The following is a 15134-nucleotide window of genomic DNA, read 5'->3' as shown; positions in this document are numbered from 1 at the left end:
TTAGAGACTCAAAACTTACGGCTTTTCAGCCGTACCTCCTTCTTTTTCTTATTTATTTTTCAACGTTTTGGACGCTTGTGATATAGTTTATATTATTTTTATTCTCCACCTATCATCTTAGATACTATTCCTTTTTTATTTGTCAGTTCACCAATTACGATTCCGCCAAAATGCAATAAAATGAATATCGGAAACCAATAAATGGCCCACTTATGAACAGCTTCCATCGGTTCTTTCCATTGACCGTCCACCCATTTCAGGTAAAATCCTGTAACAATAGAAACGGCGATGAACAGATAAAAAATTACATAAATAAATCCTTGCATTCTTTCCTTTACTGATTGGGATTTCTTCAACGGATCAGGAAATTTAATTCCCTTTACGAGCATATAAATTATCCTTACTAAGAATGCCAGAAACATAATGTAGGCAGCATATTCATGCCATTCCACATCGGTTTCTGAATGCTTTTTACGATAGGTATTATCTGTCCCTTTTCAAGTGAAATGTTGTGGCTTTGCATCTCGGTTTCAACCGTATCTATAATTGTTTTTTTGCTCATCCAGTACATCCGTAAAAATCCGGTAATAAATAAAATAGACATTAATAGTGCAACAGACCAATGTAAAATCCGGTGAATTACTGTAAACTGATTTTTGTTTTCCATTTTCATATTTTAAAATGTTTTAATGATTGCTAATCCAAATTGTTTTGTTTGATAAGTAGGTAGAATAACCAGTGATGCTTGATTCTTTTTATTGGCAAACCATTTTGAAATGGTCGGAAACAACCAATACGCCACTTCTGTCGATAGAATGCCAATGCCCGCTCCGGCAATTACGTCGCCAACCCAATGTTTGTCATTAAAAATCCGGTAGATTCCTGTCATGGCAGCAATCGGATAGCCGGAAATACCCAACCAAAAATTGGTTTCATTATATTCCCTGAACATAAAATGTGCGGATGAAAAAGCCGTTGCCGTATGTCCGGAAGGGAAGGAAGTCTTACTGGAACCATCCGGACGTTCCTCGCCAACCAACTGTTTGGTGGGCAAAACCATTGCCGCTGATATGAGTTGGGAGGTTGCATATATGATGGTTCTGTCCTTAAAATTATGTTTTCCTTTTACCCCCGACAGATTGAGTCCATAGACTGCAATAGCAGGAGCATACTGCATGTAGTTGTCAATCTTAGCACCAGGCAAAATATGTTCCCTGCTCTCGTGACGGGTAGATTGGTTAAGTGTTTTCAACCCATCTGACATTAGACTTAAAACACCATAAGAAACCAAAATTGTGGGAATGATGAGCTTCTTAGTGGAAAACTGATAAGCAGGATTGGTTGTTTTAGACAAAATGCTGCTATCTGCTTCTATGTTTTGAGAAAAAAGCAAGGTTGGAAATAGAAGAAATATTAAGAAAACACGCTTCATTTTATTTAAACTTAAGGTTCAACGAAATGATATCACCCTTCATACCGGTTGTTTTTGTATAATGCCCATAGCGTATTTCAATCATATTGAATTTTGAGATTCCTAATAATCCGTTGGGAAGATTGAACCTGGCCCCCATACCAAAGAACTGGCTGTTGAATCCGGACAGATCATAATTGCTGGTATAAAACCCGTTGGATTCGTTGTGTGTTTGGTAGGCACCGAAATACTTTACCGCTGTCTGGGTATAATACCTGTAGAAAGGACTGAGGGAAACAAAAGGGGATAATTTTACCGGTGTTTCTATATTGAAAGTATGTGAATTTATACCCCAATTGTCTGTATAATAGCGGTAAAAGGTTCGGATAATGAACCGGTCACCCAAGAAATAATTGGCACGGAAACCCAAAGGGAGCTTGAACCGGTTATCAGGAAGTTTTTCCTGATGTACGCTTCCATCCGAAAAATATACACGGTGAAACGGAAGGCTCAATAGTCCGTTTTGCTGAACGGCATCTACAAGAAATACGAGCTGTAAATTGGCATTGATAATCTGCGAATAAGAAAGTGATGCCGCAAAAGTATTCCGGCTATCTGTTCCGCCGTCTTCTGCTGGCCCTTGCCTCAATTCTATGGGAAGAATAAGTTTTACCTGATCGATATACGCATGAAGATTGGCTGTTAATTCTCCCATTTTATTGGCTGTTTTTTTGGAGAAACCAATATTTGCCCCAAAAGATTGATAGTCATATTCGGTGGAAGATGACACGCCTGCCATAAAACTGTTTCCCTTCTCTTCATTTTCTACCTGCCAGCTCAAGGAAGGATAAACTCTGATGTCCTGGCTGGATGCTGAGGAATTGGCCTTGAGGTCTATCATATCAGAGGAAGCAGAAGTATAGTGGTCTATGCCCAATTCTGCCCCAAAAGTGTGTTTGCGTTTTTTCTTGTCATATCGGATGAGTTTAATGTTGATTATATTGGAAATATCGGTCAGCTTTTCTGTTCCGATACCTCCCGTTACCGCAGAATTGTTCCCATCCTGTTTGTAATAACTGGACACTAAATTCACTTCATCAACTTTTAGTTTTCCGACCGATGCAGAATCTGTTTTTATTTGCTGTGCCTGGATTTGATAAAAACTAAAAAGCCCTAATGCACTAATATATATTTTTTTCATTTTTCTTTTTCGGGTTACTATTTCACTGATTTTAATTACATCCACAACCCCCACCACTTTTTCCGGCATTGGCTCCGGAGGCTCCTTCACGGTAAGATTGAAAGTTAAGTTCAGTTTTTTCTATGGTACGGTTGCTCAATACCATTTCGGCATCGTTGAGTTTGTTTTTCTGATATTCTTTCACTGTGGTGCAGGAACCAAGCGATAATGTACCGATAGCACTTAGCAGGATTATTTTATTTGTTTTCATATTAAATTAATATTTTTTGAAGTGAATATTTTGTTTTTGTCATCTATGATGATGCATTCTATCTGATGGATTTGGTTTATCATTTCCAATCCTGCCTTAACGCCCATGATACTGATAGGGGTAGCCATAGCATCTGCGATTTCTGCATTGGGGCAAATAACCGTTACACTTTTTATCCCGGTAATAGGCATTCCTGTTTTCGGATTGATGGTGTGCGAGTATTTTTTACCGCCAACCTTCACATATTTTTCATAGTTTCCCGAGGTGGCAATGGCAGTGTCCGTAAGGTTCAAATAAGAAAATGGCAGCCGGGCCTGGTCTGGGTTGGCAATGCCTATTGTCCAGGGTTTACCATCGGCCTGTGTACCCCATACTGTTAAGTCTCCTGAAGCATTGATGATACCTGAACCTACACCTTGTTTTTGCAAAACATTCTTGGCCATTTCTGCGGCATAGCCTTTTCCAATTCCACCGAAACCAATACGCATCCCTTTTTCTTTGAGATAGACGGTACTGTTCTCCCTGTTCAGGATTACATTTTGATAATTAATGAGATAAACCAGTTTTTTTGCCGTTTCGGCATCGGGCAGTCTGGTCATTGACCGATCAAAATTCCACAGGCTTTTATCCACACCTCCGTAAGTGATGTCAAAAAAACCATTGGTAATACGGCTGATGCGGAGGCTTCTTTCTATCAGGTTAAAAACTTCTTCATCTACTTTCACCGCCTGTATTCCGGCATTGTTATTAATCAGGTTGGTCTGACTGTCCGTTTTAAAAGTGGTAAACAATTGCTCAATCCGTTTAATCTCCCCAATGGCGGAATCAATTTGTTGATAGGCTAAAACCTCATCTGCTCCCACTACCGTGATTTCAAAGGCATTGCCCATCAGCTTTTCGGTTTTGCGAAATTCCTTTGCTGTCATTTTTTTACTTTTTTGTATAGGGTTATGATTTCGTTTGTAAACCCATCAGCACCTTCTTTCGGGAGGCCTTCCCAGGTTTTGATTATTTTTCCATCCGCATCCAGTAAAAGGGTAAAAGGGAAAGCACCGCCGGGATTATATTTATCTGCCAAAGCTTCATTTTCCTTTATGGTTTGGGATAAGGGCTGGTTTTTCTTTTTTCTCGGAAAATCCGCATTTACATACACCAAAAGGCTGTCGGCCATTTGTTTGTAGGTTCCGTTTTCAAAAATAGTTTTGTGCATTTTGATGCAGGGTACACACCAATCTGAACCCGAAAAATTCAATAGAATCAATCGGTGCTGTTCTTTGGCTTGTTGTTTTGCGTTTTCTATCGCGGTCTGCCCAAATGCGTGGGACATCACCATCACATGGAGAATTAAGAGTATTTTTTTCATTGTTTTTAATTTTTATAAATGGTTTTTAACGATACCATTAGTGCTGAATTTTGCCGATAAAATATGCTGTCTAATGCTGCTTTTCTTTCATTCGTCCTTTTTTAAATCGCTCACTGGCTGTTTGATAACAGGCTATTGTTTGAGTAATTAAAAAACGATTATTGGTATCTTTAACCTCTGACATTGTTTTACTCCGTTCATTCCAACGGAATTGTGTTACTCTTTTTTTATCATTCAGTTGTGTAAAAACGTTTCCTTTTAATAATCCAAGTGTTCTGTAGTTCCCAATAAATGCTCTTTCATCGCCAATTTTGGTTTGATTAATATCTTTGCCATAAAATGAAGACTGGTAATTCCAGTTTAAATATCCCAATAGCGTTGGCATGAGGTCGATTTGAGAAACCAAGCGGTCTATTTGCGTTTGCTGATGGTTCAGATTATAGATTATAGCCGGAATACGGTGCTTTTCAATGTTAATCTCCCACTTTCCGGCACTGCTTGCGCAATGGTCAGCGACGATTACGAAAACCGTATTTTTAAACCAAGGTTTTGTTTTTGCCTGATTGATGAATTTGCCCAGTGCATAATCAGTATATTTTACAGCTCCATCTCTATCTCCTTGCGGTAAATCTATTTTTCCGTTGGGGAAGGTGTAAGGTTTGTGGTTGGAAGAGGTCATTATAAACTGGAAAAACGGTTTATTCTGCCGAAACTCTGAATCGGCATTTTTGATGGATTGTTTGTAAATATCCTCATCGCAAATACCCCAGGCATTTTCAAAGCTGACTTCGTTATCCTGAATAGGAAAACGCTGTGTATCAATATTATCAGATAGCGGATTCCCCCTGTCCCTATCAATAATATCAAAACCTTGTCCTCCGAAAAAAGTATTCATATTATCAAAATAACCATCTCCGCCATAAATGAAATTTAGCTGATACCCTTTTTCTTTTAACACCGTACCGATGGAATAAATGTTTTTATTATTCGGTCTTCGTACAATACTATTTCCAGGTGTTGGCGGAACCGACAGTGCTAAGGCTTCCATTCCACGAACTGTACGTGTTCCGGTTGCATACATATTTTTAAAAAATATGCTTTCATTTGCCATTGAATCATAATTTGGCGTGATATTTTTTTTATTACCAAAAGCAGACAGGAATTCAGCACTAAAACTTTCTATGGTAACCAAAATAATATTCGGATATTGAACCGGTTGCCCGTTCCCTTTGGTAATTCTCGAAATGGCGTCAAAATCCGTTGAAACATATTCTTGGTTTCCTTGCACTAATTCTTTTTTTAGAATAGTGTATGCATCGCGTTGTGACAGGGTCAGATAAAAAGCATCATAATCTAATTCATTAGACCTGAATGCAGCAAAAAAGGAAAAAATACCATTTTTGCTAAGCTCATTTACAGTTGTGTTTTTACTGAACTCCGCATTTTTATTGGTCAGGGAAATACCCAAAAGGGCGGTCGTTGCCAATAAGGCTGATGATACGACCAACCTTTTTTTAAAAGGCATTTTATTGGTAAAAGCAGCGCGGGAAATTTTCTTCTTATTTAGTAAAAACAAGGTTAATAGTACTAACAATAGCAATCCCCCGATCAGTAACGGTAAAGGATAGGATTCTTTAATATTTTCTATAACTTCATACGTATAAATGAGATAATCTACTGCAATAAAATTAAATCGTGACCCAAATTCATCCCAAAACGGAAACTCTGCGACAGAACCAAAATAGGTGATAAAGAGCGTTACGATCAGTATGAAAAAAGTAAGTATTCTGTCCGCTATAGAACCAATAAAACAGGTTGGGAAAAGCAGCAGATAAACATTATAGAAAGTGGTAATAAATAAAGCAACCGTGATATCGTAACATAAGCCAATGGCGAATGTGCATAGCATATTATATACATGTCCGTCAAGATTATGAAAAGAAATAATGCTAAGTGTAAGCCTTATCAAAAAAGACGTAATAATGTAAATAATTATTGTTGAAAGCAGCAATCCATATCTGCTTAAAAATATTTTTTTCATAATTGAATTTGAGTTAATCATGGAACAAATAGGGATAATAGATAATAGAAGCACATACTATCGAAACCAGTACCATGAAGGCTGAAGCTCCCGCAGAGATGTCTTTGATAAAACCTATTTTCGGGTGATAATCAGGATGGATGAAATCGCATAATTTTTCTACCGCTGTATTTAACGCCTCCACTGCGAGTATCGCTCCGATAGCAGCTAATTGAAACATCCATTCATAACGGTTGATACCAAAATAAAATCCTATCACAATGAAAACAGAACAAAGAAAGAACTGAGCCTTCGCAGCATCTTCGGTTGTGAGTAAATACCAAGTTCCTCTTAATGTAAATACCAAGCTTTTTGCTCTGCCCTTTAAAAAACCTCCTTTACTCTTCATCCTCCGTATTTTTTAGTTTCATTAAGAGCGTATAGGCATTTTTGGAAACGATATTTTTATCTGTAAAATCTGTATCATTTACAATCTGGACAAAGCCGTTTTCTTTCCCGCCTACAGTTATGGGCAGCATTTTATAGGTTTGTCTGGCAGTTTGCACAAACACATAATCCTTTCCCTCAAAATTCACGATGCTTTCTTCCGGAACGGCATGAGCGAACGAGATTTTGGTTTCTATTTCGGCATTCATGTACATACCCGGCAACAGGCTTTTGTTATAGGGGTCAAAATGACAATGCACTTCCGAAATACCATCGCTGCTGATGTCTTTGCTGATAAGGATGATTTCCCCTTCATATTTTTTGCCAGGTTCTGCATTGGAATAGGCCATTAGTTTTTGCCCGATTTTCAGTTTATCTATGTCGTTTTCATAGACTTTCAAATTGAGGTGCAAATCGTTGGGATTGACTAATTCAAATAATATGTCTGCAGGATTTACATATTTCCCGATGTTCACATTTACCTTGCTCACAAAGCCATTGATCGTGCTGTAAACCGGAATGGTTTTAGTGATTTTATTCGCATTCAGGCTATTGGGATTGATGTTGATAAGGCGTAATTGCTGTGCCAGGGCATTCATCATAATCTGCTGGTTATTCACTTCTGCCTGTGCAGTCTGCATTACCTTATCGCTGCTGGCCTGGCTTTGGTTGAGGTCTTTTTGTCGCTGGTAATCCAGCTGAGCAAAGTGCAGTTTTGATTTGGCCTGCAAATAGTCCTGTTGCAGTTTTATATACTGCGGGTCTTCCATCACGGCAATAGTTTCCCCTTTGCGCACATACATTCCGGGCAGTAAGCGGGTGCTCTTCAAAAAACCGCCCAAAGGCACACTTACCGAAATCAGGTTTTGCGGCGGCACGTCAATCTTTCCGTTTAATTTTAAAACAGTGGCAATGTTTTTTTCTGAAAGGCGTACCGTTTCAACAGCCGCATTTTTTAATTGGGCATCCGTTAATACTACGGTATTGCTTTCATTTACAACAGCTTGTTTAACATCTTCTTTAGGCTTGTTTTGGCATTGAACCAGCAACAATATTCCCAGAACGGGAAGCAGTATTTTCAGCATGCCCCGGTTTTTATTTTTTATATCGAATGAATACATTGTCATAAGAATTTAATTGAGATAATTGATTTGTATAATAGTATCGTTCAGCATTTTGACAGCATCAGCGTAATTACTTTGAATACTGATGGCTTGATTTATGAGCATTACAAAATCCAGGTAATTGATTTCTCCGTTGGTGAACTGCTTCTGTATTGTTTCGGTAACGACTGCCGCATTTTTTAGCCCTTCACGTTCATAATAGTTTACAATTTCCAAATTGCGCTGATAGTTTTCCGAGAGTTGTTTATACCGGTTCTGCAAATAAGCACTTGTAGCCTGCAATTGGTTTTCGGTAATACTTTCCGTGATTTTGGAAGCATTGATTCTCGCTCTTTGCGACTGCGAAAAAACAGGAATGGAAAAACCAACCTGTACAGAATGGAATTGAGGGGAAGCGTTGTATAACTTATCATCGGCTCCCGTTCCCTTGAAACTGTTGAGATTGTAACCAATCATCAAACCGGGCAATAATTTAGATTTTTCTACTTTGGTTTGGCTCGCTGCAATATTTTTCTGCTGTTCCAAAACCTGTATAACAGGATTTTTGCCGGTTTCATCCACCTGTAGCGGAATTATTTTTTCAGGGGATTCCACTTTATAAACCGTATCCGAATTTAATAACCATTGCCACTGCAACTTCGCTGTTTCTAATTCCCGCTGCACCTGTTTCAACTGGATATTGATAGCAGCCTTTTGATTCTGTGCAGTGGTTTTTTCCAAAATATTGCTTTCTCCTTTTTGCAGGCGCAACAAAGATTTAGCATAAAAATCAGCGTATAAGGAATCTGCTTTTAGCAGTAGCCTTTCCTTTTCCTGCCAGAACAGGATGGCATAAAAAGTTTGGGTAACGGCTTTTTTTAATTCAAATTCTTTCAACGAAACATTCAGCAAACTGTATTTCCATTCCTGTGTAAACAATTCTTTCTGCCTTTTATAAACCGTTGGAAATGCGATATTCTGTGAAATTCCGAACTTGGTATCGTTGTATGCACCGTTAATCTGTCCATAATCTGCTGTAATGCTGGTCTGCGGAATATCAGCCGAAGTTTTGATTATGGCCTTGGCATAATCTGCTTTTAGTTTTTCAGTCCTTAAATTTTGATTATTTTGAACAGCCAATGCAATAGCCCTGTCTAATGTGATTTTTTCCTGTGCTTTAACAGAACCCATTCCCATTAAAGAAATCCCTGAAACAATCAATAATGTGATTGCTTTTTTCTTGAATGGATTCATTGTAAAACCTTTTTCAAATGCGATGAACAATAAAGGAAGAACGAATAATGTGAGCAAAGTAGCCCCCATCAGTCCACCAATAACTACCGTTGCCAGCGGACGTTGTACCTCTGCACCTGCACCATTGCTCAGCGCCATTGGAATAAAACCCAATGAAGCCACAAATGCGGTCATCAGCACGGGGCGCAAACGGGATTCTGTTCCGTCCACCACGATGCGGACAATGTTTTTGATTCCTGATTTTTTTAAACGGTTGAATTCGGCGACCAAAACAATTCCATTTAAAACAGCCACGCCGAACAGTGCAATGAAACCTATACCGGCACTTATGCTAAAAGGCATTCCCCGAAGTGCTAAAAAGAAAATTCCGCCAATGGTCGATAATGGGATTGCGGTATAAATCAATAAACTTTCCTTCACCGATTTAAAAGCAAAAAATAAGAGAATGAATATCAAAGCCAATGAAATAGGCACCGCAACCATCAAACGGCTTTTTGCCTGGTTCAGATTCTCGAACGAGCCACCGTATGTAATAGAATACCCGGCCGGAAGCTTGATTTGCTTATTCACTTTGGCTTGCAATTCCTGAACAATACTTTGCACATCCCGGCCTTTTATATTGAAGCCGACAATAATCCTGCGTTGTGTATTCTCCCGCTGAATTTGATTGGGACCATCCTTGATCTGCACTTCTGCCAACTGTGAAAGTGGAATCTGATTGCCGGAAGGTATAGGGATCAATAAATTCTGTACGTCTTCCAGATTCTTCCGCACGTCGGCATTTAGTTTTACAACCATATCAAAACGTTTTTCCCCTTCGAAAACCAAACCGGTGCTTTGTCCGGCAAATGCCGTATTGACCACCTTGTTGATGCCGGCTACAGACAAATGGTATTGGGCAATCATTGGGCGGTTATAGGTAATAATAACCTGGGGCATTCCGGTTATAGGTTCTATATAAAGGTTTTGTACGCCATCCACCGTATTGATTATTTTGCCTAATTTGTCAGCCGTTGCTGCCAGGGAATCCAAATCATCCCCAAAAATTTTCAGGACCACATCCTGTCTTGCACCCGTCATCAGTTCATTGAACCGCATATTTACCGGATATTGAAAACCTGCGGTAATTCCCGGTACATCTTCCAAGGCCTTGCTCATTTTCTCGGATAGTTCCAGAAAAGTTTTGGCAGATGTCCATTCGCTTTTGTCTTTCAGAATCACCATCATATCGCTGGCGTCCATCGGCATCGGGTCTGTGGGTACCTCGCCGCTACCTATTTTGGTTACTACTTTTATCACTTCAGGAAAGCGTGTTTTCAGGATATGGGCGGCCTTTTGGGTACTTGCAATGGTCGTATTAAGGTTACTTCCCGTTAAGACCCTGGTATCCACTGCAAAATCGCCTTCTTCCAATGACGGGATAAACTCGCCTCCCAATCTCGACATCACGAAAATGGCCGCAATAAATAAAACCGAAACCACGGCGATAATGCGTTTGGGGATGCGGATGGCTTTTAACAAAAATTTTTGGTAGAAGGCTTCTACACGACGCATAACCCTGTCTGAAAGATTGTGCTTATGGCTGATTTTCCTGCTCAGTACCCAGGAACTCATCATTGGGATATAGGTAAGCGATAATAAAAATGCGCCCAATAAAGCAAAGGCCACGGTCTGTGCCATCGGTCGGAACATTTTGCCTTCTATACCTTGCAAACTTAGGATGGGAAGATAAACGATCAGAATGATGATTTGACCGAAAACAGCACTGTTCATCATTTTTCCAGCAGAACCAATTACCGTATTATTCATTTCTTTTTTGGATAAATTGGTCATTTGCTGAAATCTGGCGTTATGCGAGAGTTGATGCATCACCGATTCCACAATGATGACGGCACCGTCTATAATCAGCCCGAAATCCAAGGCTCCAAGGCTCATCAGGTTGCCGCTTACGCCAAACAAATTCATCATACAGATGGCAAAAAGCATGGCCAGCGGAATAACCGATGCTACCAGTAACCCCGCCCTGAAATTCCCAAGGAACAGAACCAAAACGAGCACTACAATCAGTGCGCCTTCCATCAGGTTTTTTTCGACTGTACTGATGGCATTATTGACCATTTTGGTACGGTCCAGGAAAGGCTCAACAACTACGCCTTCGGGCAGGGTTTTCTGTATTTGGGCTACTTTAGCTTTTACATTCTTGATGACTTCGCTGCTGTTTGCACCTTTCAGCATCATCACTACGGCACCCGAAACTTCGCCCTGGTCGTTGTAAGTCATAGCCCCATAACGAGTGGCATAACCCATTTTCACGTTTGCCACATCACGGATAAACAAAGGTGTTTCATTATTTTTATTGGCAATGGAAATATTGCCGATATCTTCCAGGCTGCCTATCAGGCCTTCGCTGCGGACATATAAAACGGTAGGCCCTTTTTCGATATATGCACCACCGGTATTTTGATTATTTTCTTCCAAAGCCGAAAAAATATCGTTGATGCTAATCCCGTAGGCATTAAGTTTGTCAGGGTTTACTGCAATTTCATATTGCTTGAGTTTGCCACCGAAACTACTCACTTCAGCAACCCCCTTTACGCTTAATAACTGCCTGCGCACAATCCAGTCCTGAATGGTACGCAGTTCGGCGATGTCATATTTTTGTTCGTAACCTTTCTTGGGGCGGACTACATATTGATATATTTCGCCCAAGCCGGTAGAAATTGGTCCTAATGCCGGTGTGCCGATCCCCTGGGGGATTTGACTTTGCACTTGCTGCAAACGTTCAGCCACCTGTTGTCTTGCCCAATAAACATCTATATCATCATCAAAAACAATGGTAACGAGCGAGAGTCCAAAACGGGAAAAGCTGCGTATTTCTTTGGTGCCGGAAATGTTGCCCGTTGCTTGTTCTATGGGGAAGGTAACCAGGCGTTCTATATCCGTCGCACCAAAAGAAGGTGCTATCGTGATAACCTGTACTTGGTTATTGGTGATGTCGGGCACAGCATCAATTGGTAATTTTGTGGTTTGGTAGGCACCAATTCCAATGAGCGCAATGACCAAAAGCCCTATGATGAGTTTATTCCTTACGGAAAACTCAATGATTTTAGTAAGCATAGTTTTACTTGTTAATCAAATTATTATTCAATACAATTACAAATAGATACAGCAGTATTTATCGTAAATAAAATAACAGGATTAACCAACTGACGACCACATTCCATGAAGCTCCGGTTTTATGGAGACAGGAATGAACAATAATGATATAACACTTTCATGTAGGAGATCAGTGCATAACAAAATCGCACCTCAACAAATTTTCAGGCAGACTATACAGAATACCCTAAAAATTGAGTTGAAGATGAAATTCTATACAATCATGCCTAAGAAAAGTCCATGCAATATGCAGATTATCACAAAAAACAATGTGGCAATGTTTTTTTAACTTTGGATGAATTCGAAAAAGAAATAAAATATTTTTCTCCAAAGTATAACACCAACCCGCATTCAATAGAACGTGTTAATACTGCATAGCAAACCTTCCTTTATGCAAAGTGCAAAAAGAATTTACGAAAAGTCAATTGGTTAAAAAAGAATTAACAAGATCTTGGAGGCTGCCAAATAGAGGAAAGAAACTGGTTGGAGATAAACGCATCGTCAAAAGAAACCACCTTAGACGATTCTCGTATGTCAATTTTATGAAATGATTCAAAAAAAAGCGGTTGGGGATATACGAAGCAAAAGCTTAATACATCTCCGTGCATAATGAAAGGTAGTTTTTGATCCTGATCATAATCATCATCGTGAGGATGATTTTCAAGGTGGTTACCTTCGTAATGAAGTACCAGAAACTCCATGACGGAAATTTGAGGATTTTTTTCTTTATGCTCGAAATAATGCTCTACCAGCATAGGAAACTTCAACAACTGACCTAATTCTGTTGTTGAAATAAGATATGTAGATAGAAAAAATATTGCGAGCACTTTTTTCATACTCACAAAGTTACTGAAAACTACATTTAATCCCACATTTCACCGTAATTTATACTGTATCCAGATAAACTATTGCATAATTTCGATATTCAGACACTTTTTATTATTTACCGTGAAAGCAAATGCTGTAAGTTTGGATCATTCTTGATACGCTCCATTTCGCTTTCAATAATATTTACAATATCTATTTTTATCTGACGGTAATTGCTTTCGATTTCCTGTTTCATTTTATCCTCACCGTGTTCATTAACAAAGGATAGGATTTGCGGTATCTTCTGATATACTTTAGTTTCTGCGGCAACTTTTTCATTGTCCACTACAATTTCAGCGTGGAAAATCTTTTGGTCGATACGTTCATCAAAGTTGTCCGAAACTGAACCCACAAACATACCCTGTGTAAGTGTTGAAATTTTCGATGCCGGAATAAGGCTGTCTAACTGTGTTGAAATAGAGGTAGATTTATCATTCCTGTTAATCGTCATACTTTGGCGTTTCTGCAATACTTTCCCGAAGCGTTCCGAAAGACTTTTTGCCGTTTCTCCTACAACCTGTCCGCTGAAAATATTACCTACCGTATTTTGGATAACCTTACTTTCCTTGTCGCCGTAATCCCTTGTTAATTGCGAAAAATCCTGAAAACCCAAACAAACCGCTACCTTATTACTTCTCGCAGTTGCGATAAGATTATCCAGTCCTCTAAAATAAATGGTTGGCAACTCATCTATGATAACCGAACTCTTTAATTGCCCCTTTTTGTTGATGAGCTTCACAATCCTTGAATTGTACAAACCCAATGCTGCGGAGTAGATATTTTGACGGTCGGGATTGTTACCTACACATAATATCTTTGGCTCTTTCGGATTGTTGATGTCAAGCGAAAAATCATCGCCTGTCATTACCCAATACAACTGCGGGCTAATCATTCTTGACAAAGGAATTTTTGCCGATGCGATTTGCCCCTGTAATTGGTCTTGTGCTCCGGATTGCCACGCATCCATAAAAGGCGACAAATAATTTTCCAAATCGGGATATGAGGTTAAAATAGTAAATACGTCCGAATACTTTTTATTAAGCAATTCAATGGCGTGTGGGAATGTACAATACTTACCGTTTTCATAGATTTTCAGATACCAAATAATTGCCGCCAATAGGATAATTGGGCTTTCCACGAAAAAATCCCCTTGCTTTTGTATCCAGCTTCGATTGAGGTTCAGCATTATGGTATAAGCAGCTTCGTAAGCATCGGATATGTCCGTCATAAAATCGGGATTGAGTGGATTGCAACGGTGGCTCTTACGGGGGTCGTCAAAGTTGATGACGTAGAATTTGGGTTGAACTTTGTACTTATCCCGATGCTTCAATAGATGATTGTAAGCAATGGTGGAAAGGTCATCAAATTTAAAATCGTAGATGTACATACTAAAGCCTTTCTCAATCTGTTGTTTGATATAGTTGTTTACGATTGCATACGATTTTCCTGAACCCGGAGTACCCAACACAATCGAGGCTCGAAAAGGATTGACGATGTTAATCCAGCCGTTGTTCCATTTTCCTTTATAATAAAACTTCGTGGGAAGATTGACGGAATACTCGTTTTCCATTAATTTAGTTTCCTGCTGAAAACTCTCGTTCTCATTGTTGAAAACATCATCCATCAGATTGGTACGAAGTAGTCGGCTCATCCAAACTCCGGCTACCATTAAAGCGATATAGCCTAAACCTGTGGTAAGGATATAAAGGATTGTAGCGGTTAATAACGGTAGCTTTAGTAAAGGGAAATTCAGAAAAAACAGGATAGCACCAATAACTAAAGCCACATAGATTTTAGACCAGGTTATCTTTTCATTTTTAACTCCCTTAGAACCCAAACAGCTTAATGCCAGTAATACCAAAGCAAACAGCTTGGTATATAGGGTATGCGAAAACAGCCCTGCCGTTCGCTGAAAATTGCCCAATATTTTGTTGATGATTTCTAACGTCCACCCACGTTCTATAAAGAAACCGTAGCAGAACTGTAATCTCCCCTTAAAACAGCTACGAATATTAATGTAGTTTTATAATTTAGGGACAATGAAAAAAAGCAAGTTCAGCGA

12 protein-coding genes and 1 pseudogene are annotated in these 15134 nt (G+C 39.3%); all 13 read right to left on the bottom strand.

Translation table 11 applies throughout. From position 1 onward, the window contains the following. Window positions 1–98: 98 nt before the first annotated feature. The gene (locus EPX21_RS22980) at window positions 99–422 is read right to left on the bottom strand and encodes a cytochrome b/b6 domain-containing protein (protein WP_206106108.1); all 324 of its coding nucleotides are present in this window, start codon (window positions 420–422) and stop codon (window positions 99–101) included. Then, the gene (locus tag EPX21_RS22975; RefSeq protein WP_206106107.1) at window positions 404–673 is read right to left on the bottom strand and encodes a cytochrome b/b6 domain-containing protein; all 270 of its coding nucleotides are present in this window, start codon (window positions 671–673) and stop codon (window positions 404–406) included. The genes EPX21_RS22980 and EPX21_RS22975 overlap by 19 nt, the downstream gene beginning before the upstream one ends. Window positions 674–676: 3 nt before the next feature. Further along, window positions 677–1432 carry a phosphatase PAP2 family protein gene (locus EPX21_RS18435; protein ID WP_019977002.1) on the bottom strand — a complete coding sequence of 252 codons (756 nt, stop codon included), beginning with the start codon at window positions 1430–1432 and terminating at the stop codon, window positions 677–679. 1 nt (window position 1433) lies between these two features. Beyond that, window positions 1434–2612 carry a DUF3570 domain-containing protein gene (locus tag EPX21_RS18430; RefSeq protein ID WP_134091145.1) on the bottom strand — a complete coding sequence of 393 codons (1179 nt, stop codon included), beginning with the start codon at window positions 2610–2612 and terminating at the stop codon, window positions 1434–1436. A 31-nt stretch (window positions 2613–2643) separates the two neighbouring features. After that, a complete protein-coding gene (locus EPX21_RS18425) occupies window positions 2644–2862 on the bottom strand; it encodes a DUF4266 domain-containing protein (RefSeq protein ID WP_019977004.1) in 219 nt (72 codons plus the stop codon). Further along, a complete protein-coding gene (locus EPX21_RS18420; RefSeq protein ID WP_012026434.1) occupies window positions 2859–3788 on the bottom strand; it encodes an FAD:protein FMN transferase in 930 nt (309 codons plus the stop codon). The genes EPX21_RS18425 and EPX21_RS18420 overlap by 4 nt, the downstream gene beginning before the upstream one ends. Continuing rightward, window positions 3785–4225, bottom strand: a complete 441-nt coding sequence (locus tag EPX21_RS18415) for a thioredoxin family protein (protein ID WP_088583462.1) — start codon at window positions 4223–4225, stop codon at window positions 3785–3787. The genes EPX21_RS18420 and EPX21_RS18415 overlap by 4 nt, the downstream gene beginning before the upstream one ends. Window positions 4226–4295: 70 nt before the next feature. Then, window positions 4296–6266, bottom strand: a complete 1971-nt coding sequence (locus tag EPX21_RS18410) for an LTA synthase family protein (RefSeq protein ID WP_055132637.1) — start codon at window positions 6264–6266, stop codon at window positions 4296–4298. 13 nt (window positions 6267–6279) lie between these two features. Beyond that, the gene (locus EPX21_RS18405; protein WP_019977008.1) at window positions 6280–6654 is read right to left on the bottom strand and encodes a diacylglycerol kinase; all 375 of its coding nucleotides are present in this window, start codon (window positions 6652–6654) and stop codon (window positions 6280–6282) included. Continuing rightward, window positions 6644–7777, bottom strand: coding sequence for an efflux RND transporter periplasmic adaptor subunit (locus EPX21_RS18400; RefSeq protein WP_019977009.1), 1134 nt, complete (start codon window positions 7775–7777; stop codon window positions 6644–6646). The genes EPX21_RS18405 and EPX21_RS18400 overlap by 11 nt, the downstream gene beginning before the upstream one ends. A gap of 48 nt (window positions 7778–7825) precedes the next feature. Further along, window positions 7826–12166 carry a CusA/CzcA family heavy metal efflux RND transporter gene (locus EPX21_RS18395; protein WP_134091144.1) on the bottom strand — a complete coding sequence of 1447 codons (4341 nt, stop codon included), beginning with the start codon at window positions 12164–12166 and terminating at the stop codon, window positions 7826–7828. 479 nt (window positions 12167–12645) lie between these two features. After that, window positions 12646–13041: a hypothetical protein gene (locus EPX21_RS18390; RefSeq protein WP_055132630.1), complete on the bottom strand. Its 396-nt coding sequence runs from the start codon at window positions 13039–13041 to the stop codon at window positions 12646–12648. 107 nt (window positions 13042–13148) lie between these two features. After that, window positions 13149–15053: pseudogene (gene mobC, locus EPX21_RS18385) on the bottom strand (conjugal transfer protein MobC); the annotation flags it as partial. Window positions 15054–15134 lie beyond the last annotated feature (81 nt).

The organism is Olivibacter sp. XZL3, from assembly GCF_004368405.1.
In the GTDB taxonomy this organism is placed as follows: Bacteria; Bacteroidota; Bacteroidia; order Sphingobacteriales; family Sphingobacteriaceae; genus Olivibacter.
This window is presented reverse-complemented; position numbering and strand designations above follow the sequence as displayed.

Coding starts and splice junctions, on each gene's coding strand:
- EPX21_RS22980 (WP_206106108.1), bottom strand. CDS start 422: ATGTTTCTGGCATTCTTAGTAAGGATAATTTATATGCTCGTAAAGGGA.
- EPX21_RS22975 (WP_206106107.1), bottom strand. CDS start 673: ATGAAAATGGAAAACAAAAATCAGTTTACAGTAATTCACCGGATTTTA.
- EPX21_RS18435 (WP_019977002.1), bottom strand. CDS start 1,432: ATGAAGCGTGTTTTCTTAATATTTCTTCTATTTCCAACCTTGCTTTTT.
- EPX21_RS18430 (WP_134091145.1), bottom strand. CDS start 2,612: ATGAAAAAAATATATATTAGTGCATTAGGGCTTTTTAGTTTTTATCAA.
- EPX21_RS18425 (WP_019977004.1), bottom strand. CDS start 2,862: ATGAAAACAAATAAAATAATCCTGCTAAGTGCTATCGGTACATTATCG.
- EPX21_RS18420 (WP_012026434.1), bottom strand. CDS start 3,788: ATGACAGCAAAGGAATTTCGCAAAACCGAAAAGCTGATGGGCAATGCC.
- EPX21_RS18415 (WP_088583462.1), bottom strand. CDS start 4,225: ATGAAAAAAATACTCTTAATTCTCCATGTGATGGTGATGTCCCACGCA.
- EPX21_RS18410 (WP_055132637.1), bottom strand. CDS start 6,266: ATGAAAAAAATATTTTTAAGCAGATATGGATTGCTGCTTTCAACAATA.
- EPX21_RS18405 (WP_019977008.1), bottom strand. CDS start 6,654: ATGAAGAGTAAAGGAGGTTTTTTAAAGGGCAGAGCAAAAAGCTTGGTA.
- EPX21_RS18400 (WP_019977009.1), bottom strand. CDS start 7,777: ATGCTGAAAATACTGCTTCCCGTTCTGGGAATATTGTTGCTGGTTCAA.
- EPX21_RS18395 (WP_134091144.1), bottom strand. CDS start 12,166: ATGCTTACTAAAATCATTGAGTTTTCCGTAAGGAATAAACTCATCATA.
- EPX21_RS18390 (WP_055132630.1), bottom strand. CDS start 13,041: ATGAAAAAAGTGCTCGCAATATTTTTTCTATCTACATATCTTATTTCA.